A 25000-nucleotide genomic window follows, 5' to 3' on the forward strand; every position below is an offset into this window, starting at 1 on the left:
ATGGTATGCCAACATGCGTAGTACAACGATCGTAGTGAACGGGGTGTGTCATGGACGTGGTCATCGTCGGCGCCGGCATCGGCGGGCTGGCCCTGGCGAACGGCCTGCTGGCCGACGGGCACCGGGTCCGGGTGCTCGAACGGGCGCCGGGGCCGCGTACCGACGGCGCGGCGGTGACCGTCTTCGGCAACGGTGCGGCGGCAGCGGCCGACCTCGGGGTACCCCTGGACGGGCTCGGTGGCGACGTCGAGACGCTGGAGTTCTGCACCCCGGACGGGCGGCCCTTCGCCCGGGCGGACCTGCGGGTGACCCGCCGTGGCACCGGCTTCGGGGTGGCCACCGTGCCGCGCGCCGCGATCCTCGAACGGTTCACCGGGGCACTGCCGCCGGGCACCGTCCGGTACGGCCGCGCGGTGACCGACCTGCGGGTGGGACCCGACGGCGTGGCCGTCGCCGGGGAGCCCGCGGACGTACTGGTCGGCGCCGACGGCTACCGGTCGGTGGTACGCCGGGCCGTGCTCGACGAGGCACCGGCGACCCGGAACGGCTGGGTGAGCTGGCAGGGGCTGACCAGGGCACTGCCCGAGTTGGCCGGTGACGTGCACGCCCGCTGCCTGGTCGGTTCCGCCGGACTCTGCGGGCTGATGCCGGCCGGCGACGGTCTGCTCCAGTGGTGGTTCGACGTACCGGAGCCGGCACCGGACGACCGGCCTGTCGTCGAGTGGCTGCGGACCCGGTTCGCCTCGTACGCCGAGCCGGTCGGCGAGTTGCTGGCCGGACTCGGCGAGTCGGACGTGCAGGCGTACCCGCACGTGCTGCACCGGGTGCCGGCACGCTGGGGAACCGGGCCGGTGACCCTGCTCGGCGACGCGGCGCACGCGTTCCCGCCGTCCCAGGCCCAGGGCGCCAACCAGGCCCTGGAGGACGCCTGGCTGCTCCGCCGCGCACTGGGTACGCCGGGCGGCGACCCGACCGCCGCCCTGCGCCGGTACGAGCGGATCCGCAGCCGCCGGGTACGCCGGATCTCCCGGCTGGCGGCGAGCGAGGTCACCAACCAGCCGCCCGGAGCGCTGACCCGGCTCGCCGGCCGGCTGCTGAGCCCCGCCCTGACCGGAAGGCTGCACCTGGCGACGATCCGGCGGTGCAGCAGTGTCCTCAACGACGACCGCCCCTGACCCGCCGCCTCCACCCGGCCGAGCACCGACCCGGCCGCCTCCCTGGCCCGCCGATGCCGGAGGCGGTATTCTGCTCGGCGATGAAAACCTCTCTCCGCAGATTGGGGGTCCAGTCCACGCAAGGTGAGTGCTGATGCACCCATCGACTGTGGACAGAGACTCCCGGCTCTCCTTCTGGCAGCGCGTGCGCGAGTTCGCCGTGCCGCCCCCCATGATCGAGTTGGCTACCGCCCGCCGCGCGCTCGGCGACTGGGCCGGAGCCTGCGCCGCCGCACGCGTCGATGTGGATCTGCGACTGCGTTCCGTGGCGCGCACCTACGGCCGCGAACTGGTGGCCCAACTCCGGGCCGACCTCGGCCATCTCGCCCCTGACCTGCTGCGCTGGCACCTGCCCCGGGTGGCTCCGGACGGGTTGCTGCGACCGGGCCTGACCATCTCGCTGGCTCGGTACCCCGGGACGGACGCCGGCGGCCCGCACCTGGTGGCCCGGACCGCGCCGGCCTGGGCGGACGCCGGGCAGCGGATCAGCCTCGGACTGTGGGACCCGGCGCGGCCGACCGAACCGGGCGGGCCACATCCGCATCCCCGCCCGGACCGGCGGTTCCGGCTCGACCTGCACCGTCACCTCTGGGACGTACGCCGGACCGGAGAGCTCCGGGCCAGGTCCGGAGCAGCCCGGCAACTCGGCGCCGGCCGGCTCGACGCGGAACGGGACGTGCCGCACGGCTTCGACTGCGCGGTGGCGCACTGGGCCGCCGAGGCGGAGCTGCTGCGGCACGCGGACGGCAGCAGCGGCGCCACCGTCACCGTCCGACTCGGCTCCCGGCACCGGCTGCTGCTGGACCTGGTCCCGGATCCGGGCGGCGGCCCCGCCGGGTTACGGATCCGGACGGTGCCGGCGCGGAGCCACCCCGCCGGGCTACCGGTGCTGCCGGACGCGGCAACCTGGGTACCGCCCGACCTGGCGCTGCTCCGGGCCGGGCTGATCCGGCCCGACCAACTGCATCCGCTGGTCGCCTCGGCGCTCGCACCGGACCGCCCGGTCGCCGAGACCCCGGCGGCCCCGGTCGGCGACTCCGCGCCCCGGTACGTCGAGTGCCGTGGCGCCCGGCACCGGATCGGCCTGGTCGACGGCACACTCGTCGCACTGGACCACGATCCCGCCGAGATCCGCCGCGAGGAGCTACTGGCCGCGCTGACCGGCACGCCACTGCCCTGTCTCCAGGCAATCGACGGGGCACACCGTCAACCGGAGAACCTCGGCGACATCCGGGCCCGGCTGGACCACGGTGACACCGACGGAGCCGTCGCCGCCGTCGAGCGGCTGCTCGGACCGGACGCGCTGCTCCGCGGCGGCGCGCTGCGGGACGAACTGGAGACGGCCGCGCTCCGCCGGGTCTCGCACGGGCTGTACCGGGCCGGGCTGGGCGAGTCCGCGCCGCACCCGGCCAGCGGGCTCGGCGGGCGCCACCGTGACCTGTCCCGGCGGGCCGCCCGACTGTCGCGTACCTCCTCCCGGGCACGTCCGCGGCACGCGACCGCCCGCTGACCCGCGCGCCCCGCCTCCTCCGCTGCCCTGCCCCACTGCCGACCGGCCCCTGCCGGCCCGACTCGACCTCAAGGTGATCTCACATGCGTATCTCGATGCCGTCCGCCCCCTCCTCCGTCGACGCGCCCGCCTGCCCCACCCGCTCCGCGTCCCCACCCCCGGCTCCGCCCGCTACCGTTGCGCGCCCTCCGGGTGCTCCCGCCGCCATCGCCGGCGCTTCCGCTGCCGTCGCGGTTGCTCCCGCCGCCGCTGACGCTGCCGATGCGAGTGCTTCGGCTGCCGCGCCGGGCGCTCCAGTCGCCGCTCCCGGTGTCCGGGCCGGACTGTCCCGGACCGGCCAGCTCGACGTGGCCCACGAGCTGCTCGCCCTGCTGGGCGACACCGCGACCGAGCCGCGACCCGACCCGCAACTGGAGGCGCTGACCCTGGCCGTGGCCGCCGACCTGCCGGTGCTGCTCTGGGGAGAGCCGGGAATCGGCAAGACGGCTGTGCTGAACCAACTCGCCTCCGCCCTCGACCTGCCGCTGACCACGGTGATCGCCAGCGTGCACGAGCCGTCCGACTTCGCCGGGTTGCCCGTGATCGGCGACGACCCGGCGGTACAGGGTGTGCCGATGGCCCCGCCGGACTGGGCCGTACGCCTGGTGCGGGCCGGCCGGGGTCTGCTCTTCCTGGACGAACTCTCCACCGCGCCGCCGGCCGTACAGGCCGCGCTGCTCCGGGTGGTGCTGGAACGGCGGGTCGGGGCGCTGCGGCTGCCGCCCGGAGTGCGGATCGTGGCCGCCGCCAACCCGCGCTCCTCGGCCGCCGACGGCTGGGAGCTGAGCCCGCCGCTGGCCAACCGGTTCGTGCACCTACAGTGGACGTACGACCACCAGGTCGTGGTCCGGGGGCTGGGCGGGACCTGGTCCACGGCCGTGCTGCCCCGCCTCGACCCGGAGCGGTTGCCCGAGGCGGTGACGTTCGCCCGGCGCGCGGTGTGCGGGTTCCTGACCGCCCGCCCCGGGCTCGTGCACCGGCTGCCGGACAACGAGGCCCGCCGGGGCGGTCCGTGGCCGTCACCGCGCAGTTGGGACATGACGCTGCGGCTGGTCGCCTTCGCCACCGCGGCCGACACCTCCCGGGAGGTGCTGTCCATGCTGGTCAGGGGGACCGTCGGCGACGGCCCGGGGCTGGAGTTGCTGGCCAGTCTGGACCGGCTGGACCTGCCGGACCCCGAATCGCTGCTGGCCGACCCGGCCCGGGCGGACCTGCCCGAGCGGGGCGACCTGCGGCAGGCCGTACTCGACGGGGTGGTCGAGGCGGTCCGGAAGCTCCCCGACCGGTCCCGTTGGGACGCGGCCTGGAGACTGCTGGTCCGGGCGCTGGAGACCGGCGCCCCGGACCTGGTGGTGGTACCCGCGACCACCCTCGCCGCGCTCCGCCAGCCCGACTGGGACCTGCCGGAGTCGATCGACCGGCTCGCCGGGGTGGTCTCGTTGACCCGGCGGGCGGACGAGGTGGCGACCCGGGCCGCCGCCACCGCCGGGGCCGGCCGATGACCCGCCCGACCGGCACCCTCGACACCGAGAAGCTCTTCACCGCCCGGCTGCACGCGGCCCGGGCCCGGCCCTACCTGGCGACGGCGCTCTTCGCGCTGCACGCCGTGGAGTCGGGGCGGGTGCCGACGATGGCCGTGGACCGGCACTGGCGGTGTTACGTCTCGCCCGCGTTCGTGGACCGGACCCCGGTGGAGGAGTTGGCCGGGGTGTGGGTACACGAGGTCTCGCACCTGCTGCGCGACCACCACGGCCGCGGCGACCGGGTCGCCGTGCGGCGCGGGCTGGTCGGGCCGGGAGAACGGCTGCGGATGAACATCGCGGCGGACTGCGAGATCAACGACGACGTGTACGGGGACGGGCTGGCCCGACCCGACGGCGCCGTCGATCCGGGGCTGCTGGGCCTGCACCCGGGCGAACTGATGGAGGACTACCTGCGGCAGTTCCGGCTCGGCCCGCACACCCAGGACTTCGTCTGGCTGGACTGCGGCAGTGGTGCCGACGGGCTGGACCGGGAGTGGGATCTGGGACCGGACGGCGCACACGGGCTCACCGCGCAGGAGCGGGACGCCGTCCGGTTCCGGGTCGCCCAGGGCATCGCCGCCCGGCCGGGTACCGCGCCGAAGGGCTGGCAGCGGTGGGCGGAGGAGGCGTTCCATCCACCGCAGCCGTGGCGGGACCTGCTCGGCGCGGCCATCCGGTCGGCGGCCAACGGACCCGGCGCGGGCGACGACTACACGTACGGCCGGCCGGCGCGGCGCTCCGCCAGCCTGCCCGGGGTGATCCTGCCGAGTCTGCGCCGCAGGCCGCCCCGGGTCTCCGTGGTGATCGACACCTCCGGCTCGGTCAGCGACGCCGAGTTGGGCAGTGCGCTCCTGGAGGTCGCCGCGATCGGTCGCGCCGTGGGCGGCCGGCGTGACCTGGTCAGTGTGCTGCCGTGTGACGCGGCGGCCGGGACCGTGCACCGGCTGTGCCGGGCCGAGGGGATTCCGCTGATCGGCGGCGGCGGGACGGACCTGCGTACCGGATTCGCGGCGGCGCTGCGGAGCCGGCCCGCTCCGGACGTCGTGGTGGTACTCACCGACGGCCAGACCCCGTGGCCGGTCACCCGGCCGGCGTGCCGGACGGTGGTGGGGCTGTTTCCCCGCCCGGCGGCGGCCCGGTCCTGGCGGGAGAACAATCCCGACTACGTCCCGGACGCGCCGCCGGGCTGGGCCCGGGTGGTGGAGATCGGCCCGGCCACCCGATAGATCGGTCACCCTTGATATTTCCGGAAGTTTTTCGGTAACTTGACCCGAACAGCATCGACGCTGTCCGGCAAGGGTGTGCAGATCGTCACGGGGGCGAGCATGGCATTCGAGTTCCGGCTTCTGGGTTCGTTCGAGCTTCTCGACGGTCTGCGTCCGGTACCGCTCACGGCCCACAAACCCCGGGCGTTGCTGGCCATGCTGGTGCTGCACGCCGGGCAGCTCGTGCCGTGGCACCGGATGCTGGACGAGCTGTGGGACGGCAGGCCGCCCCGGTCGGCCATCCCGAACCTGCGCACCTACGCGACCGAGCTGCGCCGGTCGGTGTTCCGGAACGGGCAGCAGCTCGCGACCGAGCCGGGCGGCTACCGGCTGCACCTCGGGTGTGAGGTGGTCGACCTCGTGGAGTTCGACCAGCTCTGCGCGCAGGCGCGCCGCCGGCACGCGGAGGGTGAACTGCTGCTGGCCGAGTCCGCGTACGCGGAGGCGCTGCGGCTGTGGCGCGGGCCGCCGCTGGCCGGTCTGCGTACCGGCCCGGTGCTGGCGGCCGCGGCCACGGTGCTGGAGGAGCGCCGGACCGGGGTCGCGGAGGACTACTTCGAGGTACGGCTGGACCTGCTCCGGGCCGGACACGGTGGCGGGCCGGGGCTCGTCGCCGACCTGCGCCAGCACATCGCGGCCTTCCCGTTGCGGGAACATCCGCGCCGGCAGCTCATGCTCGCGCTCTACCGGCTCGGCGACGTCGCCGGAGCCCTCGCCTCGTACTCCGGCGCCTGCACGGAGTTGCGGGAGTCGCTCGGCCTCGACCCGGACCGCGAACTCGCCCGGTTGCACGCGGCGATCCTGCGCCGGGATCCCGGCCTGCTCCGAGCCGGCCTACCCCGTCCGCAGGCCCCGCCGGCCCGTCGACCCGGCCGGGGCGACGGCGACGGCAGCGGTCGACCGGTGCAGGTGGCGGTCTGCGGCCCCGGCCCGCGCACCGACGCCGAACTCGCCCGGGCGGGGCAGTTGGGGCGGCTGCTGGCCCGGCGCGGTGCGGCGGTGCTCTGCGGCGGGGAGGACGGGCTGGTGGAGGCGGTTGCCGCCGGTGCCCGGGCCGAGCACGGGATGGTGGTCCCGATGGAGTTCGGGCAGTCCCGCACCGGGGCGCTGGGCTGGTCGGCCGACGCGGTGATCGTGGTCGGCGGCTCCTGGGGCACCCTGTGCGAGGCCGCGGCGGCGGTACGCGGCGGCGTCCCGGTTGTCGCGCTCGGCGGCTGGACGGTGGTGGATTCGACCGGTCGGCCCGTACCCGGCATCCAGGGCGCCGACACCCCGGCCGCGGCCGTCGACCTCGCCGTCGGCTGACCTCTCAGCCGGCTCCCCCACCGCGCACTCCGGGCACCGGCCCGTCCACAGTCGACATCGGCACCTGGTAGCCGCTGGCCTGGAGCCGGAAGAGCCGGGCGTACCGGCCGGCACGGGAGATCAGCGACTCGTGCGATCCCTGTTCGACGATCCGGCCGCCGTCCAGCACCACGATGAGGTCCGCGTCCCGGACGGCGGAGAGCCGGTGCGAGATCAGCAGGCTGGTACGCCCCTGCCGGAGCGTGCGCAGCCGCCGGTGCACCTCGTGCTCGGCCTCGGCGTCCAGCCCGGCCGTCGGCTCGTCCAGGATCAGCAGGTCCCGCTGGTCCCGCAGCAGGGCACGGGCGACCGCCACCCGCTGCCACTGCCCGCCGGAGAGCGCGACGCCGGCCCGTGGGTCCGACGCGTCCGCCTCGTCGAGGAAGATCCGGGACAGCAGGGTGTCGTATCCGGCGGGCAGCGCGGCGAGGGTCTCGTGGCAGCCGGCGAGCCGGGCCGCGCCCGTCACCGCCGCCCGGTCGTCGAGCCGGCCCAGGTCGCCGACGCCGATGTTCTCCGCCGCCGACAGGTCGTACCCCATGAAGTCCTGGAACACCACGCCGAGCCGTTCACGCAGCCCGCGTACGTCGTACTCGCGCAGGTCGGTGCCGTCCCAGCGGACGCTGCCCCGGACCGGGTCGTAGAACCGGCACAGCAGCTTGACCAGGGTGCTCTTGCCGGCCCCGTTGAGCCCGACCAGTCCCACCGCGGCGCCGGCAGGGATGACCAGGTCCACCCCGCGCAGCACCCACGGCTGCCCGTCGGCGTACCGGAACCAGACGTCGCGCAGCTCGACGTCGCGTTCCAGCGGTCCCGGACCGACTCCCGGCCGGGCCGGCTCCGGCAGGTCGGGCGGCGCGGCCACCACCGCCCGGTAGTGGTCGAAGAGCAGCAGCGCGTGGTGCGTCGCCGCGCCCTGCGCCACCATGCCGCCGAGCGCCGCCTGCACCCCGGCCACCGCGGCCACGAAGAGGGTGACGTCGCCGACGCCGAGCCGCCCGCCGGCCGCGAGCACAACCGCCCAGGCCAGTCCCCCGGCCGCCACCGCCGCCGCCAGCAGCGCCAGCCCCGCCTGGCCGAGCATCTCGCGGCGGTCCATCGTGTCCTGTTCGCGGTTGACGTGCCGCAGTTCCCGCAGCAACCGGGTGTTGAAGAAGTCGCCGAGCCCGAAGAGCCGGATCTCCTTGGCCGCTTCGAGGCTGGTCAGCAGCCGGGCGTAGAACAGCTCGCGCCGCTGCGCGTGCCCGAGCCGCCAGGCGAGCGCGGCGCGCTGCCGGCTGAGCCGGATCTCCACCCAGGTGGTCGGCGCGGCCGCCACCACGACCACCAGCACCATCGCCGGGGCGACGGCCAGCAGGGAGCCGACGAAGCCGAGCAGGGTCAGGAGGCCCTGCGCGACGCCGAGCCCGCCACTGACGCACTGGGCCGGCCCGAGCCGCCCGGCGCCCTCGGCCAGTTGCAGCCGGTCGCGGAAGCGGGGGTTCTCCAACCGGGCCAGCCCGGCGAATCCGTTCACCGCCGTGTAGAGGCGACCGGTCACCAGCAGCCGGAGCGCCCGGCCGCTGACGCCGTCGACGTACCCGGTCAGGTGTGGCTGGGCCGCCACGGCCGCGCCGACCACTCCCAGCGCGGCGGCCAGCAGCAGCACGTCGCCGAGGTACCGGCCGGCCTCGCCGGCCGCCAGCCGGTCCACCACCAGCTTGGTGAGCCAGGCCAGCGCCACCGGCCCGCCGCCGGCCAGGAGCGCGAGCAGCAGTTTGGCCACCGTCGCGGCCGGCGCCGCCCGCCAGGCCAGCCCGAGGGCGTCGACCAGATAACGCCCGGCGGTACCCGCGCCGAGCCGCGTCGACGTGGGCGCCGCCCGCCACGCCTCCGGGTCGGCGGTCCGGGTCATACCGCCGGCAGTTCGGGCAGCCGGTCGACCGCGGAACCGGCCGCCTTGACCCGGCCGTCGGCGTCCAGCACGCACATCGCCGGATAGCCCTGGACCGCGAACGCCCGGTGCAGCGGCCCCTCCTCGACCTCGATCACCACCCGGGCGACCGGTTCGAGCAGGGCCACCAGTTCGCCGGTGGCCTCGGGTGTGCCGACGGCGACCGCGAGGACCCGCTCCCGGCCGCCCGCCGCCGCGCGCTCGGCGAACCGGGGCGCCTGCTCCCGGCAGGGGGCGCAGTCCGGCGAGAAGAACCCGACCAGGGCACCGCCGGCCAGGTCGTCCGGGCCGAGCGCCTCGCCCGTGGTGGTCCGTACCGGCGCGAGCGGGCCCGGTTCGGCGCCCGCCGCCAGGATGAGGTCGAACTCGGGGCGCCCGGCGCCCGTCGCGTCCAGCCGGGCGGTGTGCTCGCGCAGCCGCCGGATGACGCCGTAGGTGAAAATCAGGTTGGCTCCGGCGACGAGTCCTATCAGGACCGTCGCCACGACGAGGTAGGGCACGACGGATCTCCCCCTGTGTCGGTCACGCCCACAGCTCGACGAGGTCGTCGAGGTGGACGACGAAGGTCGCCAGGATGGCGGCGGCGCCCGCCGAGAGCAGCACGCCGGGCCCGTCGACGGGCGGGGCCGCACCGGCCGACAGCGCCGCGAGCAGGCCCGTCCCGGCGACCAGGAACAGCAACAGATTGCGTACGACGTGCCGCACGCCGAGCCGGGCCGAGCCGTTGCCGAAGCACCGGCAGCGGACGTCCAGTCGGCGCCGGACGACCAGCAGCACGCCGGCGGCCAGTACGGCGAGCAGCCCGGTGGCCAGCCCGAAGCCCCAGGCCGGCGCCACCAGCAGCAGCGGCGGCACCAGTGCCTCGACGACGGTGAGCAGCACCGCCACCGCCCCGGTACGGCGTACCAGCGGGGTGAGGGAGCCCGCGAACTCACCGAACGCGCGCCGGGAACGCAGCCTGCTCGCCGTCGACCAGCCGAAGACCACGGCCAGCAACACCCCGCAGCCGATTCCCAGGTACGCCATCGTCTGCCGCCTCCCTCGGTCCCCGTGATGCCGGCTCGGCGGTGCCGGCTGTGCCGGTACGGGGCCGGCACCGCCGAGGTGTGGGCTACGGACAGCCGGTGGGTCCGGTACGCGCCTGGCAGCTACAGGTGTAGCCGGTGCCCTGGGCGCAGCACCGCTCGTAGTAGAGATAGCTGGAGCGGCAGTAGCAGTAGCTGCTCCACCAGCAGGGTTGGGCCTGTGCCTCGACCTTCGGCACGGCCATCGTCACCATCCTGTCGGCGACCCGGCGGACGAACCTCTTCATCCTGCACTCCCTTCCGGAACGGTCGGGCCCCACGCTAGGCACCGGCAGTACACCGGCCATACAGCTTCCGCATAGTGCGGCTCGGCCGCGGCCGGCGACTCAGATCCAGCCGGGGTGGGACCGACTCAGATCCGACCGGGGTGGGACCGACTCAGATCCGGCGGAGCACGACGCCGAGCAGCCGGTCGGCGGTGACGTAGCCGTAGTGCCGCGAGTCGTAGCTCGACGCCGCGTTGTCGCCGATCGCGACCAGCCGGTCCGGCGGAACGATCTCGTCGTCCAGAGTGGCCAGTGCCGGCCCGGCACCGTGCGGCACGGGGTCGCCCGCGACCGCCACGGCCCGCTTGATCAGCCACCCGTCGGACGGCCGCGCCCGCCCCGGTATCGGGTCCGGGACAGAGGGCCGCGTCGGGCCCGGCCCTGCGCCGGATTCAGCGCCGCGGTCGGGCCCGGTGATCCTCGGTGCCGCCGCCCCGGCCGGCCGGACCGGTGGCTCCGGGGCCTCGGCGAAGACGACCAGGTCGCCGGTGCGGAGCTGCGCGGCGCGGCGGCGACGGACCAGGACCCGGTCACCCTCCCGCAACCCCGGCTCCATGCTGGGACCGCGCACGGTCACCACCACGTACCGCCTGCGGAGCAGCGCGATGCCGAGCACCGCCACCACTACCGGCCCGACGGCAAGCACGGCAGGCCACGCCCCGTCCATGGCTCACCACTGTACCGACAGCAGTTTCGCGGTGTCCGCGTTGTACGCGCAGTGCGGCTCGGCCGCGCCACCCGGCCCGGCGGCGTACGCCGGGCGGTCAGTCGCCGGCGTGCTCGGCGCCGTCGGTCCGGCGGGCCGAGCGTGCCGCCGTACCGGCCGGTCGGCCGACCCGGACGACGTGCAGCAGCCGTTCCGGCGGCAGGCCCAGTACCGAACCCAGCGCGTCGCGGGTCGCGGGCGCGTCGACGAGTTGGCTCAACGGATGCGCCGCCAGGCCGGCGGCGTGCAGGGTCAGCCAGACCCGCATCAGCACCCGCCCGAACCCGACCAGGCGCGCGTCGTCCACTCCGGACGGTCCGACGAGGACCAGCACCGCGCCGCCGAGCGCGAGCGGGTTGCCGGCGGCCGCGGCGAGCAGCCGGGGTAATCCGAGCCGGCGCAGCACCGGGTACGCCGCCAGTGCCGCCCGCAGTCCGGCCGCCTCGGTCCGGGACAGTCCCAGGCAGCGGTCGGTGAGCCCGTCGGCGTGGTAGTCGGGGTGTCCCGGGGTGAGCCGCAGCCAGGACCGCAGCTCGGCGACGACCGCCGGATCCGCGTACAGGTGCCGGTCGGCGACCCGGAGCAGTCGGGCCAGCCGGTCGGCGTCCGGCACCACCCGTACCGCTCCGCCGGCCGCCCGCGCCACCGCGTCGGCCGCCGCGACCGCGTCGGTTGGCGGACCCGCCGAGAACCGCCCCCGGTGGGTACGCCGCCCGCGCACCTCCGCCGTCCCGAACGGGGTGTCGTAACGGCTCCCGGACGCCCGCAGCCAGCCCACCCGACGCTCCTCGGCACAGTGGTCCGGCACGAACCCGACCCGCAGCCCCGCGTCGGCCGCGACGACCAGGCAGGTCTCCACGAACGCGCCGAGCGACAGCCACAGGTCCCGCCCCGTCGGGTCGGCCGCCGGCAGCGCGTCCGCCGGATCCCAGCCCACCCGGATCTCCGCGGCCCGGTGGTCGAGCCGCCACGGCTGGGTGTTGTGCGCACTCGGCGCCCGCCAGCAGAGCGGCTCCAGTGCCCGGAACGCCGCGACGTCCACCTACAACGCCTTCTCGTAGAAGGTGTACCCGTGCAGCGGCCGGCCGCCCATCGCCCGGAACTGCGCGGCCGAGGCCGGGTTGTCCCGGCCGACGTACGTGCTGCGCAGCGTGGTGTAGCCCCCGGCGTGCAGGTTCCGGTGCAGTTGCGCGGAGAGCATCCGCTGGTAGCCGCGCCCCTGGTATTCCGGGAGCACGCCCTTGACGATCAGTACCGCCTCCCGCCGGTACCGCCGCCGGGTCGCCAGCAGCCGGAGCTGGTTGACCAGGTTGAGGTTGCCGCGCACCCGGATCACGAACTCGCTGATGTCCGGGATGCAGAGCACGAAGGCCACCGGCCGCTCGGCCCGGGTCAGATAGAGCAGCAACGACTCGTCCAGCAGGTACGCCAACCCGTCGGTCTGCCGGCGCAACTGCTCGGCCGAGATCTCGGTGTAGTAGCCGAGCTGGGCGAAGGAGGCGTTCAGCAGTTCGCGCAGCAGATCGAGTTGCTCGTCCAGCCGCCGCAGGTCGCCCCGGTGCACTCGTAGCTGCGGATCCTCCAGCAGCGGGTCGGAGCCGGCCGGGGCGGGGGTCACCGGGCAGATCCAGGTGTCCGACTCGAACCGCCGGGCGAAGCCGTACGACTCGTAGCCGGTCACGTACCTCGGCGGGTTGTAGGCGCTGTCGACGAAGCCGCGGTCGGCGTACCCGGAGGTGATGACCCCACCGGCCTCGTTGGGCAGCAACGCCACCGGCCCGAAGAGCACCTCCCGGTCACCGGCGGCCCGGCCGGCCGCGGTGATCGCCTCGAAGAGCGGCTCCGCCGCCGGCTCGGTGAACTCGGTCAGCCCGAAGAGCTGGCACCGCCGGCCGAGTTTGGCGTCGAGGCCGGCGTCGGTGTGCAGCGTGGTCCGGCCCACCGCCGCACCGGTGTCGGCGTCCCGGAGCAGGTACATCGGCACACCCTCGCGCCACCAGCGCCGGACCTGCGCGCGCGTCGGCGGCACGAAGCGCGGCTCGTCCGCGTACACCCGGTCGGAGACGGCGAGGAAGTCCCGCAGCCCGCGCCGGTCGACGACGCGTTCCAGCGTGGTCGTCGCGGCGCTGGTCACCGCCGCACCGCCGGTCCGGTCGTCTCGGTGCCGAGCGGGGTGAAGGTCGGGATGTGCGCCATCTCGGTGGACTCGGCCCGCCACGTCCCGTTGGAGTAGCCGTCCGGCTCGGCGGTGTAGAGCCGGATGTAGCCGGCGGTCGCGTTCCGGGTGCCGTCGGTGACCCACATCATCAGCCTCCGGTGGTGCCGGGAGCGGGCGAACCGCAGCATCGCGTCCCGGTCGGCGAAGAACGCGATGGTGCCGAGGGTGAACGGAAACTCCCAGTAGACGGTGTGCCAGCGGTATCCGGACATCCGCCGGAGGTCGCGGACCATCCGGAGCCAGACCGGCCAGAGCCGCAGGATCGCCAGCGGGCTCCGGTAGCGGGTCGCGCCGATGAACATCGCGCCGGCCCGGGCCTGCGCCGGAGCCTGGGAGAAATCCCGGGTACGCATTCCTCAACCTCCCAGCAGGTAGACGTTCTTGATCTTCTGCTCTCCGGCGAACGGGCCGGTACCCGGCTCGTGCAGTTCCACCCTCAGCTCACCGGCGGTCGGGTCCTCGGTCAACGACTGCGCGAAGTCCCGGGAGACGGCGGCGAGGTGCCGGCGTACCCCGTCCCGGCAGGCCGTGGCGAGGGCGTCCCGGACCGGTCCGGCCAGCGGGCGGCGCAACTCCAGGTGCACCACCGGCCGGCTCTCCAGCCCCGCGTCCTCGACCAGCGCCAGCCGGAACCGGCTGATCTCGCCGGCGTACGGGTTACCGGCGTAGAGGCCGTACTCGACGTCCTGGGGGTAGAGGTTGGCGCCGAGGTAGGAGACCGTCGAGTCGCGCCGGCCGAAGAGCAGCAGCACCGGCAGGGTCATCCGCTCGCCGGCCACCGCCGCCCGGCACTCGGCCCGGCACTCCGGGTCGTCCCGGACCAGGTCGAGGATCCTCCGGTACGGCAGCAGCACCGCCTCGTCGCCGACGTTGTAGCGCAGCCGTGGCTGGAGCACGTCCAGGCTGGTCACCGTGCAGAGCAGTTCGCGCCGTTCGTTGGTCTCCAGATAGGTGGCCAGCGGGTTGTACTGGAACACCATCGGCAGCCGCTGTTCCCGCTCGCCGAGCAGCGCCGCCCGGAACCCGGAATCGGTCCACAGTCGACGGCGCAGCCAGACCGTGAACGCGGTCTCCGCGCCGATCCCGATGGTCAGGTCCGAGGCGCCGTACGCGGACCGTACCCGGGCGAACCGCTCCTCCAGATAGCTCCGCAACGCCTCGGTCATCCCCTCGCCACCGCAACTGGCCGAGATGCGGTAGTCCGACCACGGGAAGCCGTCGGCGTCGAGCCGGTCCCGCAGGTGCTTCAGGAACGGCGGGTACGCGGTCACCAGGTAGTCGAAGTCCGGCCCGAACTCGTGAAGGGTATCGATGATCTTGCCGAGGTCGGGGCCGGTGTTCTTCACCACCGCGATCCGGGCCATCGCGGCGCCGGTGGTGGTCCCGGTCGCCCAGGCGCCCATCGAGTAGGCGTTGATGACGAACGGCCGGCGCATCGGGAAGACCAGGCTGGTGTAGCCGGCGATGTCGTGGTGCACCGCGCGCAGTTCGCGTTCGCCGCGCGGCCAGTTGAACGGCCGGCCCGACGAGCCGGCCGACTCGTCCACCACCACGCCCCGGGCCGGCAGGTGGCCGCCCCAGCAGCGCCGGGCGGCGTCGTGCGGCACGACGTAGTTCTCCTTGTCGGTCTCCGGGAACTCGTCGAGCCGGCGGCGGACCCGTCCCTGCGCCGGCCGGGCCCGCAGGAAGGCCCGGTACGCCGGGACGTCCAGTGCGGCGAGCGCGCAGACCGCCCGCGCGTTCGCCGCCGCGATCCGGTCGAGGGCCGGGTGGTGCCGGCCGGCCAGCCACCGCCAGCCGGCCGGGTGCCGGAGGGCGAGCCGGAACACGGCTGTGCGGAGCCGCCCGGCGAGCGACAGGCGGGCCCGGCGCCAGCGTTCGCGAAGGGTCAGACCTGGTGACGTGAATGTGGACGGAGCGGGGTACCGACGCAACGTCTCGGTCATCACAGCAGTGTCGGCCGGCCCGGCTGCGCGAACCTGAGCATCCGTACCCAGTCCTGGCTGGCCGGTAGCGGTGGCGCCGTGGGCAGCGGGTGCTTGCCGCCGCCGGGTACAGCTTGCCAGACTCGGCGGGTGACCGGACTGCTGACCCGGTGGCGTACGGCGGCCGTGGCGGCCGGAGCCACCCGGGACGAGGCGACCATCACCGTCGCCGGTGCCGAGTTGCTCCAGCGCTGGCGCGAGTCGCACCGGCGCTACCACGACGTGCGGCACCTGGCGGCCGTACTCGCGGTGGTGGACGAAGCGGCGGACCATGCCGTCCGGCCCGACCTGGTCCGGCTGGCGGCCTGGTGCCACGACGCGGTCTACGACCCCCGGGCGGGCGGCGACGCCAACGAGCGGGCGAGCGCGGAACTCGGCGCCGGCCTGCTGACCGGGCTCGGCATACCGGCGGAGGCGGTGGCCGAGGTGGTCCGGCTGGTGCTGCTCACCGCCGGGCACCGGGCCGCGCCGGAGGACCGGGACGGCGCCCTGCTCTGCGACGCCGACCTGGCGATCCTGGCCGCCCCCGCCGCCGGGTACGACCGCTACGCCGCCGCGATCCGGGCCGAGTACGCGCACGTCCCCGATTCGTCGTTCCGGGCCGGTCGTGCGGCCGTACTGCGGAACCTGCTCGCCCTTCCGGCGCTCTACCACACACCGGAACTGACCCGCCGGGGCGAACGGCCGGCCCGGGCCAACCTGCGCCGCGAGTTGGCCGGGCTCGGCGTCCCCGACTGAACCTTCAGCCTGAACCGCGCGGCGCTCACGCACCGCGCCCGACCTTGCGGCCAAGCCCGTTTCCCGGGTACGGATGTCCGCGGCCCACCGGAGCGCAGGACGAGGTTGAAAAGGTTCACTGACCACCGCCACCGGGACCGCCGTGCGGCGTACTGCGATTTCCGTAGTCGGGGTGCCAGCAGCCGCACGACGACGGGACGGTTCCCGGGGCCGACTCTGAGGGGGCAACCGATCCCGATCCCGGAGGCCCCTGTCCCGTGGCTACGTTTCTCTACCGACTCGGCCGGCTGGCCTTCCGCCGTCGCTGGTACGTCCTGCTGGTCTGGTTGGCGGTGCTGGGCGGCGTCGGGCTCGCGTCCCGCACGGCGGCGGAACTGCCCGAGGATTCCGGGACGATGCCGGGGATCGAGGCGAGCGACGCGTTCGAGCTGATGCGGCAGCGCTTCCCCGGCAACGCCGAGCAGACGAGCGCGCGGGTCGTCTTCGTCGCCCCGGCCGGGGAGCGGCTGACCGACGCCGGCAACCGGGCGATCGTCGACCGGCTCGTCACCGAGGCGTCCCGGGGCAGCCAGGTCGCCGCCGCCATCGACCCGTTCCGGGCCCGCGCGGTGAGCGCGGACGGCTCCACCGGGTACGCGACCGTCACGTACGCGGCGCCGGCCGACGACCTGACCGATACCAGCCGGCAGCAGTTGCGGGAGGCGGTGGACCGGGCTCGGGCGGCCGGGTTGACGGTGGAGGTCGGCGGGCCGGTGCTGGCCAGCGAGCCCGAGGTCGGCGGGGTGAGCGAGGTGGTGGGAATCGGGCTCGCCGCGCTGGTCCTGCTGGTCACATTCGGCTCGCTGGTGGCGGCGGGGTTGCCGCTGCTGACCGCCGTGCTCGGGGTGGGCGTCAGCATGCTGGCGATCTTCGCGGTCGGCGCGTACTTCGGGCTCTCCACCGCGAGCACCACCCTGGCCGCCATGCTCGGGCTCGCGGTCGGGATCGACTACGCCCTCTTCGTGGTCTCCCGCTATCGGGAGGAACGCGCCCAGGGGCACCCGCCGCGGGAAGCCGCCGGGCTGGCCGTCGGCACCGCCGGCTCGGCGGTGGTGGTCGCCGGGCTGACCGTGGTCATCGCGCTGGCCGGGCTAGCGGCGGTCGGCATTCCGACGGCGGCCAGGATGGGCCTGAGCGCCGCCGGAGCGGTGATCGTCGCGGTGCTGATCGCGGTGACCCTGGTCCCCGCGCTGCTGGCCTTCTGCCCGGACGCCGTACTTGCCCGGCGGGTCCGCCGCGGCCGGGCGACCGGTTCGGCGGGTACGGCCGACAACCTCGGCACCCGGTGGGCGCGGTTCGTGCTGCGCCGGCCCATGGCCGTGCTGCTCGGCTCGGTCGCCGGCCTGGTGCTGCTCGCCGTTCCGGTGCTGGACCTGCGGCTGGGCATGCCCGGCGACGAGAGCCGGTCGACCGCGACCACGGAACGCCGGGCGTACGACGCGCTGGCCGCCGGCTTCGGGCCGGGCGTCAACGGCCCGCTGGTCGTCGTGGTGGACGCCCGGAACGCGGCCGATCCGCAGGCGGCGGCGCGGACCATCGGGGCGACGATCGCCACGACCCCCGGTGTGGTGTCGGTCTCCCCGGCACAGTTCAACCCGGCCGGCGACACCGCGCTGTTCACCGCCGTCCCGGCCAGTTCGCCGACCAGCGAGCAGACCGGGGACCTGCTCGGACGCATCCGCGACGCGCGGCCGGGCACCGTGGCCGGCACCGGCGCGACGTTCCTGGTCACCGGCAGCACGGCGGTGGAGATCGACGTCGCCCGGAAGGTGCCGGGGGCGCTCGTCCCGTACCTGGCGATCGTGCTCGGCCTGGCCTTCCTGCTGCTGGTGGTGATCTTCCGCTCGCTGCTGGTACCGCTGAAGGCCGTCTTCGGCTTCCTGCTGTCGCTACTCGCCTCGGTCGGCGCGGTCGTCGCGGTCTTCCAGTGGGGCTGGGGTGCCGACCTGATCGGCCTCGAACAGACCGGGCCGATCATCAGCCTGATGCCGATCACGCTGGTCGGGATCATCTTCGGCCTGGCCATGGACTACGAGGTGTTCCTTGTCTCGCGGATGCGGGAGGCGCACAGCCACGGGGAGCCCGCCCGCCAGGCGGTGGTCACCGGCTTCCGGCACAGCGCCCGGGTGGTGGTGGCCGCCGCGCTGATCATGATCGCCGTCTTCGCCGGGTTCGTCGGTGCCGACCTGGCCATGATCAAGATGATCGGGTTCAGCCTGGCCGCCGCCGTACTCTTCGACGCCTTCGTCGTCCGGATGGCCCTGGGGCCCGCGCTGCTCGCGCTGCTCGGCGAGCGGGCCTGGGCGCTGCCGCACTGGCTGGACCGGCTGCTGCCCCGCCTCGACCTGGAAGGCGAGGCCCTGCGCCGCCACCGGCACACCACCGACGGCACCCCGACCGTCGACCCGGTACCGGTGGCCGGCCGGCAGTCATCGCCGGGATGAGCTGCGGCAACCCGGGTCAGCTCGCGGTGCGGGCATCATCGACCATGGAACTCCAGACCACGCCGGCCGGAGCCTGTCATGACGATCAGCCAGTACGCCCGGGAGCACCCCCGGCTCGTCGACGCAGCCCTGGTCGCCCTGCTGGTCTGCGCGGCCGCCGGTCCCACCTCGCTGAACAGCGACCTCTCCGGCACCGACAACCTGAGCTGGCGCTCCGCGGTCCCGCTGGTCCTGCTCGGCGCGCTGGCGCTGCTCTGGCGGCGCAGCCACCCGCGTGCCGTGGTGCTGGTCACGGCGGTCTGTGCCAGCGCCGCCGGCGGGTTCGGCTACCTGGTCACGCCGTTGCTGCTCGCCCCGCTGATGGTCGCGCTCTACGAGTTGGCCGTGCTGGTCCCGGGCCGGACCCTCCGGCGGTACTACCTCGGGACCACCGTCGCGGTGGTGGTGTCGGCACTCGTCGGCGACGACTACGGCTATCCGTGGCTGCTGACCGTCCTCAACCCCCTGCTCTTCCTGCTGCTGCCGGTCGCGCTGGCCGAGGCCACCCGGCTCCGGCACGCCTACCTGGCCGCCGTCACCGCCCGCGCGGAGTACGCCGAGCGGAGCCGCGAGGAGGAGGCCCGGCACCGGGTCGCCGAGGAGCGGGTACGCATCGCCCGCGAACTGCACGACGTCGTCGCCCACCACCTGGCCCTGGCCAACGCCCAGGCCGGCACGGCCGCCTACCTGGCACGCGACCGGTCCGACCAGGTACCCCGGATCCTCACCGAGCTGACCGGCACCACCTCCGCCGCGCTGCGTGAACTCAAGGCCACGGTCGGCCTGCTGCGGCAGCCCGGCGACCCGAACTCCCCGCTGGAACCCGCGCCCGGGCTCGGGCAGCTCCCGGAACTCACCGCCGCGTTCGCCTCCGCCGGGCTCGACGTCCAGGTGACCGTCGAGGGCGAAGCGCGGCAACTCTCCCCGGGCGTCGACCTGACGGCGTACCGGATCGTGCAGGAGGCGCTCACCAACGTGACCAGACACGCCGCCACCAGCACCGCCTCGGTGCGGCTGGCCTACGGCACAGACCGGCTGACCATCACGGTCAGCAACGACTCCGTACCCACCGCCTCCGCCGCCGGGTCGCCGGGCGAGGGCTTCGGCATCGTCGGCATGCGCGAGCGCGCCCACTCGGCGGGCGGCCGGTTCCGGGCCGGAGCGCGCTCCACCGGCGGGTTCACCGTCGCCACCGAGCTGCCGATCCGATCGTGACCGCCGTCGAGGACCGCCCCGGGGCCATCCGGGTCCTGCTCGCCGACGACCAGGCGCTACTCCGGGCGACCTTCCGGTTGCTGATCGAGGCCAACCCCGACATGGCGGTGGTGGGCGAGGCTGCCGACGGCGAGGAGGCGGTGGCGCTGGCCCGCGCCCATCACCCGGCCGTCGTCCTGATGGACATCCGGATGCCCCGGGTCAACGGCCTCGACGCCACCGCCGCCATCTGCGCCGACCCGACCCTCGCCGCCACCCGGGTGCTCGTGCTCACCACCTTCGAGACCGAGGAGTACGTCGCCCGGGCTCTGCGCGCGGGCGCCAGCGGCTTCCTCGGCAAGGACGTCTCCGCCGACGGGCTGCTCGACGGGATCCGCACCGTCGCGGCCGGCGAGGCGCTGCTGTCGGCCGCGGCGACCCGGGCCCTGATCAGCCGCTTCCTCAGCACCGCCGAGCCGGACCCGCCCGCCGGATCCGTCGCGCGGCTGGCGACGCTCACGCCCCGGGAGCGCGAGGTGCTGGTGCTGGCCGCCGAGGGCAGGTCGAACGCCGAGATCGCCGAGCGGCTCGTGGTCAGCCCGCTGACCGTGCGTACCCACATCCAGCGCGCCATGACCAAGCTGCACGCCCGGGACCGTACCCAACTTGTCGTGATCGCCTACCGGACCGGCCTGGTACGACGATGATCGATGCGATTGGCGGCCCGGACTATCCTGGGTGCACCTTCCTCGAAGCCCGGTCGGGGTGCCGGTACGCCGAGCGAAGGTGCCGTACGCCGGGAGAAGGTGCGGGATGCGGGAGACCGGTCGGGGGGCGTTGCTCCGGTTCGTCGCCGAACTGACGCGGCTCCGGCAACTCGCCGGTGCGCCGTCGTTGAACAACCTGGTCGCGGTCGCCGCCCGGTTGGGAAAGCCGCTCGCCCGGACCACACTCAGCGACAAGCTGAACGCCAAGTCGCTTCCGGACTGGGAGTTCGTCCTCGCGTACGTGCACGCCTGTCTGGGCTACGCCGAGCAGGTCGGTGCCCGGGTCCCGGCGGAGCTGACCGACCTGAGCCGGTGGGATGCCGCGCACTGGCGGCTGCTGCGAGCCGTGGACAGCGCCCGGGCGGCCGACCGGCTCGGCGTCGCCGCGTACACCGAGATCGGCCGCCATGCCGCCCGCGTCGACCCGTCGGTGCGACCGGCTCCGCCCGACCCGGCGGCGCCCGGCCGGCCGGCGGGGCCGGTCGCGACGGAGGCGCCGACCGCCGACCTGCCGGTGGTGCCCCGGCAGTTGCCGGCCGCGCTGCGGCACTTCGCGGGGCGGGCGGCGGAGGTCGCCGCCCTGACCGAGCTGCTCGCCGAGTCGGCCGGCCCGCCGGGGGCGGTGCTGATCTCGGCCATCGGCGGGACGGCCGGGATCGGCAAGACCGCCCTCGCGGTGTGCTGGGCGCACCAGGTGGCCGACCGGTTTCCCGACGGGCAGCTCTACGTCGACCTGCGCGGCTTCGACCCCACCGGGCCGGCGACCGGGCCGGAACAGGCGCTGCGCGACTTCCTGGAAGCCCTTGCCCTGCCGGCGGAGCGGATCCCGGTGGGGCTGGCCGCCCGGGCCGGGCTCTACCGCAGCCTGCTCGCCGGCAAGCGGGTGCTGGTGCTGCTGGACAACGCCCACGACGCCGACCAGGTACGCCCGCTGCTGCCCGGGTCGCCGGGCTGCCTGGTGGTGGTGACCAGCCGCAACCAGATGCCGGCACTCGTCGCCGAGATGGGCGCGTACCCGCTGGTCCTGGACCCGTTGCCCGGGCCGGAGGCGCGCGAGCTGCTCGGCCGGCGTCTCGGTCCCGATCGGGTCGCCCGGGAGCCGGAGGCGACCGATCGGATCGTCGCCGCCTCCGCCGGGCTGCCGCTGGCGCTGGCCATCGTCGCCGCCCGCGCGGCCACCCACCCGGACTTCCGGCTGGCCCGGCTCGCCGACGAACTGGGCGACACCCGGGCCAGCCTGGACGGGTTCGCCGGGGCCGAGACCGGCACCGACATCCGGACGGTCTTCTCCTGGTCCCTGCGGAACCTGGATCCGGCCAGCGCGCGCCTGTTCCGGCTGCTCGGCCTGCACCCCGGACCGGACCTGTCGGTGACGGCGGCGGCGAGCCTCGCCGGCCTGGCCGTGCCGGAGGTCCGGCGGTCGCTGGCGACGCTGGCCCGGGCGAACCTGGTCACCGAGCACACCCCCGGTCGGTACACCCTGCACGACCTGCTCCGGGCCTACGCCGCCGAGCAGGCCGGCCCGGACGACTCCGATCCGGCATGCCGCGCCGCGTTGGGCCGGCTCTTCGACCACTACCTGCACACCACACACGCCGCGGACCTGCTGGTGCACCGCCACCGGGACGACATCAGCCTGCCACCGGCACAGCCCGGTGCGGTGCTGCCGGACCTGGCCGACGACACCGAGGCGTGGCGCTGGCTCACCGTCGAGCACCGGGTACTGCTCGCCGCGGTCGCCCAGGCCGCCGCCACCGGCTTCGACGTGCACGCGTGGCAGCTCGCCTGGACGATGAACACCTACCTGGACCGGCTGGGAGCCTGGCAGGACCAGTCCACCGCACAGCACCTGGCGCTGCTCGCCGCCTCGCGGGTGGGCGACCGGAACGGCCAGGCCCGGGCCCACCGCAACCGGGCGATCGCGTGCCTGCGACTGGGCGAGTTCGACGAGGCCCACCACCACCTGAGGCAGTCCCTCGACCTCTACGGCGCACTCGGCGACCGGGTCGGCAGTGCCCGTACCCAGCTCAATCTCGGCATCCTGGCCGAACGCCGGGGGCGCTACGCACAGGCCCTGCACCACGCGCGGCGGGCCTTCGACCTGTTCGACGCGGTCGACCACGCGGCCGGCCGGGCCAACGCGCTCAACAACATCGGCTGGTACCACATCCAGCTCGGCGACCACCGGCGGGCGCTCGGCTACTGCCAGCAGGCCCTCGTCGAGCAGCAGCGGGTCGGCAACCGGTACTGGCAGGCGCACACCTGGGACAGCCTCGGCACCGCACACCACCACCTCGGGGATCACCGGCAGGCCGTCGACTGCTACGAACAGGCGCTCGCGCTGTGGCGGGAGGCCGGCGAGCGCTACCACGAGGCCACCACCCTGACCCATCTGGGCGACACCCAGCACGCCACCGGGGCCGCCGAGCCGGCCCGGACAGCCTGGCAGCAGGCCCTCGACATCCTCGACCGGCTCGGTCACCCGGACGCCGAACAGCTCCGCAGCAGGTTGTGTACCGAGGTCGAGGCCCGGGTCCGGGCGGACGCCGGGTGCGCTCCGGACGGGTCACCGCCCTGAGCACACCCGGTGCCGCCCACCCGCGCGAGGTCAGGGTCACCGCCAGGACATGAGTTCCCGGTACGCCGCCTGGGTGATCCGGGTGGCGAGGTTGTTGACCGCGCCGGGCCCACCGCCGTGCGGGCCGGAGCTGTGGATTCCGAACACCGTCCACGGTTCCGGGTCCGGGTCCGGCAGCGGAATCGGCTTCGGCCGGGTCGGGCACCATTCGTCCGGGTCGACCGTGTAGAGCGGGCTGCCGTCCTGCCCGGAGCTGGTGTCGTGCTGGTGATACAGGACGCTGGCCGTCTCCGCGCGGATGTGGTCCTGGCTGCGCCACTGGGTCGACCGCCGGTCGGCCGGATACCCCTGGCTGACCGTGCAGGCACCGGTCACGGACTCGTTCGTCCAGCCGAGCGGGTACCAGCCGGTGGCGTTCCCGATCGCGCAGTCGAGCTGCACGGCACCGTAGTCCTGGCCCGGGTCGGAGCCCCTGGTCCAGCCGCTGGCGGCGAAGACGGCGCGCGCCCGGCACGACCCGTACGGTGCCCGGTCGCCGTCGTAGCCCGGATAGGCGATCAGGTTGCTGCGCCACTGGCCCCCCGCACCGGTGTGCACGCAGTGCCCGGCAGTCGCCACCGTACGCTCACTGATCATGAAACCGGTGCACTGCCCACCGGTGAAGGTGAGCAGCACGGTCGCGCTGCCCGGGAAACTGGTGGTGTCGGTGACCGGGGTGCGCTCGTCCGGCTGGAAGACCCCGCCGACGTTGGCGGCCGCGGCCGCGGCACCGGTGTCCGGGGGCGACGACTCGGTGGCCGCAGCCGGGTTGCTCCCGGCGACCACCGAGCCGGCAACGGCGACGGCGAAGGCGAGGGCCGTCCATCTTCTTCTCACCATGACTTCCCTTCGACCGGCGGGGAATCCCGCGCAGCGGATGTCGATGGCCGTCATCGTCGACCGGGCGGCCGCTGTCCGGCGGATTTCCGGACAGCGGCCACGGTGAGGAAGGCACGCGGGGCTCGGGGCGAGTTCATCGGATCTGGCGTGGCCGGGCGAGCACGGGTCCGCAGCTCAGCCGGGCCGGGCGAACACGGGTCCGCAGCTCAGCGTGGCCGGGCGAGCACGGGTCCGGAGGGCCGCCTGGCGCGTCGGGTGACGGCGTCCGCGACGATCAGTAGGCCGGGGGCGGCGCCGAGCAACCAGATCGCGACCAGCGGCCAATGGATCAGCGCACCCACCGCCCCGCGGATCTGCGGGACATCCCCGACCTGGTAGGACGCCTGTTCGTCCGAGCTGCGGCAGGTCAGCGAGTAGGTACCGGGTCCGGGAACGTCGAAGACGGCGACCCAGGCGTAGGAGGCGGCGTCGCCGCCGTAGTCACCGGGCGGGATCGTGACCAACTCCGCCGATCGAGCAGGCAGGCCGGCGCCGGTGACCTGGCAGGCAGGATCCCGCGGTGCGAAGCCCACCGCATAGATGCCGTACCGGCCTGCCGCCGGCAACGTCAGTTCTCCCGGCGTACCGGCTGATGCCGGGTACGGCCCCACTCCCCCGTAGCCGTTGACGTCGTACCGCACGGTGCTGGCCTCGGCGCCCAGCCGTACGGTCGGCTGCACAAGCAGGATGCCCAGCACGGCAACGATCCCGCCGACGAGGTAGCCGTGCGGATCCGACAGTCGACGGCGCACGAGCCTCGGCCCGAGCAGGTGACCGACCGCCGCACCGCAGGTCGCCGAGACGGCGCCGCCGAACAGGACACTCCACCATCCGACCGCACCACTCATCGGGATGACCCACCGGTAGACCGCGATGGACGCGCCCAGAAACACCGCACTGACCAGCATGGCCACCGCCACGGCCGGGACGAGGCCGGCGGCGCCGCGCTGGCGGGCGTACCGGGCCTTCGACGCCGCCACGGCGCTGAGCACCGACAGTGCTGCTACGGTCCACCACAGCGCCGTCGAGACCTCCTGGTCCTCCTCCCACCGGTGGCTCCACTCGTGGAACACCAACGGGGCCGGCACGGTCACCATGATCCACACCGCGGACCCGACCGGACCGGGAAAGGCCCGCCCTACCACCCGCCAGGTCGCCGCGTCCATGCACCGATCATCGAGCACCGAACCTCGGT

21 protein-coding genes are annotated in these 25000 nt (G+C 74.6%); 10 read left to right on the forward strand and 11 right to left on the reverse strand.

The window, feature by feature from the left end; all coding sequences use genetic code 11:
- Window positions 1–50 precede the first annotated feature (50 nt).
- The 5 genes from ACQEVC_RS01475 (at window position 51) to ACQEVC_RS01495 (ending at window position 6856) form a co-directional block, all read left to right on the forward strand.
- Window positions 51–1175 (forward strand): FAD-dependent oxidoreductase, encoded by a 1125-nt coding sequence (locus tag ACQEVC_RS01475; RefSeq protein WP_432872603.1) that lies wholly within the window; start codon window positions 51–53, stop codon window positions 1173–1175.
- A 133-nt stretch (window positions 1176–1308) separates the two neighbouring features.
- The gene (locus ACQEVC_RS01480) at window positions 1309–2724 is read left to right on the forward strand and encodes a hypothetical protein (protein WP_432872605.1); all 1416 of its coding nucleotides are present in this window, start codon (window positions 1309–1311) and stop codon (window positions 2722–2724) included.
- 323 nt (window positions 2725–3047) lie between these two features.
- Window positions 3048–4265, forward strand: a complete 1218-nt coding sequence (locus ACQEVC_RS01485) for an AAA family ATPase (protein WP_432890944.1) — start codon at window positions 3048–3050, stop codon at window positions 4263–4265.
- Entirely contained in the window at window positions 4262–5512 is a 1251-nt protein-coding gene (locus ACQEVC_RS01490) for a vWA domain-containing protein (protein WP_432872607.1), read from the forward strand. Before ACQEVC_RS01485 ends, ACQEVC_RS01490 begins: the two co-directional genes overlap by 4 nt.
- Window positions 5513–5551: 39 nt before the next feature.
- Window positions 5552–6856 (forward strand): BTAD domain-containing putative transcriptional regulator, encoded by a 1305-nt coding sequence (locus ACQEVC_RS01495; protein WP_432872609.1) that lies wholly within the window; start codon window positions 5552–5554, stop codon window positions 6854–6856.
- A gap of 4 nt (window positions 6857–6860) precedes the next feature.
- Here ACQEVC_RS01495 and ACQEVC_RS01500 read toward each other — a convergent pair whose 3' ends face one another.
- From ACQEVC_RS01500 to ACQEVC_RS01540, 9 genes are all read right to left on the reverse strand, one after another.
- Window positions 6861–8789, reverse strand: coding sequence for an ABC transporter ATP-binding protein (locus tag ACQEVC_RS01500; RefSeq protein ID WP_432872611.1), 1929 nt, complete (start codon window positions 8787–8789; stop codon window positions 6861–6863).
- Window positions 8786–9328 carry a TlpA family protein disulfide reductase gene (locus ACQEVC_RS01505; protein ID WP_432872613.1) on the reverse strand — a complete coding sequence of 181 codons (543 nt, stop codon included), beginning with the start codon at window positions 9326–9328 and terminating at the stop codon, window positions 8786–8788. The genes ACQEVC_RS01500 and ACQEVC_RS01505 overlap by 4 nt, the downstream gene beginning before the upstream one ends.
- Window positions 9329–9350: 22 nt before the next feature.
- Entirely contained in the window at window positions 9351–9854 is a 504-nt protein-coding gene (locus tag ACQEVC_RS01510; protein WP_432872615.1) for a MauE/DoxX family redox-associated membrane protein, read from the reverse strand.
- An 85-nt stretch (window positions 9855–9939) separates the two neighbouring features.
- Window positions 9940–10140, reverse strand: a complete 201-nt coding sequence (locus tag ACQEVC_RS01515) for a hypothetical protein (RefSeq protein ID WP_346256102.1) — start codon at window positions 10138–10140, stop codon at window positions 9940–9942.
- Window positions 10141–10291: 151 nt separating this feature from the next.
- On the reverse strand, window positions 10292–10846 hold the full coding sequence (locus ACQEVC_RS01520; protein WP_432872617.1) for a S26 family signal peptidase: 555 nt from the start codon (window positions 10844–10846) through the stop codon (window positions 10292–10294).
- Between the two features lie 97 nt (window positions 10847–10943).
- Window positions 10944–11927 (reverse strand): nitroreductase, encoded by a 984-nt coding sequence (locus tag ACQEVC_RS01525; RefSeq protein WP_432872619.1) that lies wholly within the window; start codon window positions 11925–11927, stop codon window positions 10944–10946.
- Entirely contained in the window at window positions 11928–13019 is a 1092-nt protein-coding gene (locus ACQEVC_RS01530) for a GNAT family N-acetyltransferase (protein WP_432872620.1), read from the reverse strand.
- Window positions 13016–13456: a DUF4188 domain-containing protein gene (locus ACQEVC_RS01535; RefSeq protein WP_432872622.1), complete on the reverse strand. Its 441-nt coding sequence runs from the start codon at window positions 13454–13456 to the stop codon at window positions 13016–13018. The genes ACQEVC_RS01530 and ACQEVC_RS01535 overlap by 4 nt, the downstream gene beginning before the upstream one ends.
- A gap of 3 nt (window positions 13457–13459) precedes the next feature.
- Window positions 13460–15049 (reverse strand): phenylacetate--CoA ligase family protein, encoded by a 1590-nt coding sequence (locus ACQEVC_RS01540; protein WP_432872624.1) that lies wholly within the window; start codon window positions 15047–15049, stop codon window positions 13460–13462.
- Between the two features lie 129 nt (window positions 15050–15178).
- On the opposite strand from ACQEVC_RS01540, the gene ACQEVC_RS01545 reads away from it, so the two are divergent.
- The 5 genes from ACQEVC_RS01545 to ACQEVC_RS01565 all read left to right on the forward strand — a co-directional run bounded on the left by ACQEVC_RS01545 (window position 15179) and on the right by ACQEVC_RS01565 (window position 22887).
- Window positions 15179–15826 (forward strand): HD domain-containing protein, encoded by a 648-nt coding sequence (locus tag ACQEVC_RS01545; protein WP_432872626.1) that lies wholly within the window; start codon window positions 15179–15181, stop codon window positions 15824–15826.
- 257 nt (window positions 15827–16083) lie between these two features.
- A complete protein-coding gene (locus ACQEVC_RS01550) occupies window positions 16084–18309 on the forward strand; it encodes an MMPL family transporter (protein WP_432872628.1) in 2226 nt (741 codons plus the stop codon).
- A gap of 78 nt (window positions 18310–18387) precedes the next feature.
- Window positions 18388–19563, forward strand: coding sequence for a sensor histidine kinase (locus ACQEVC_RS01555; RefSeq protein ID WP_432872630.1), 1176 nt, complete (start codon window positions 18388–18390; stop codon window positions 19561–19563).
- On the forward strand, window positions 19560–20249 hold the full coding sequence (locus ACQEVC_RS01560) for a response regulator (RefSeq protein ID WP_432872632.1): 690 nt from the start codon (window positions 19560–19562) through the stop codon (window positions 20247–20249). Before ACQEVC_RS01555 ends, ACQEVC_RS01560 begins: the two co-directional genes overlap by 4 nt.
- A 106-nt stretch (window positions 20250–20355) precedes the next feature.
- Window positions 20356–22887 carry an ATP-binding protein gene (locus ACQEVC_RS01565; RefSeq protein WP_432872634.1) on the forward strand — a complete coding sequence of 844 codons (2532 nt, stop codon included), beginning with the start codon at window positions 20356–20358 and terminating at the stop codon, window positions 22885–22887.
- 36 nt (window positions 22888–22923) lie between these two features.
- Here the strand turns inward: ACQEVC_RS01565 and ACQEVC_RS01570 are convergent, their stop codons facing one another.
- Window positions 22924–23766, reverse strand: a complete 843-nt coding sequence (locus tag ACQEVC_RS01570; protein WP_432872636.1) for a trypsin-like serine peptidase — start codon at window positions 23764–23766, stop codon at window positions 22924–22926.
- 206 nt (window positions 23767–23972) lie between these two features.
- Complete coding sequence (locus ACQEVC_RS01575) at window positions 23973–24971, reverse strand: hypothetical protein (RefSeq protein WP_432872638.1); 999 nt, start codon at window positions 24969–24971, stop codon at window positions 23973–23975.
- Window positions 24972–25000: the final 29 nt, after the last annotated feature.

It is taken from the genome of Plantactinospora sp. CA-294935, assembly GCF_050936445.1.
Lineage (GTDB): Bacteria > Actinomycetota > Actinomycetes > Mycobacteriales > Micromonosporaceae > Plantactinospora.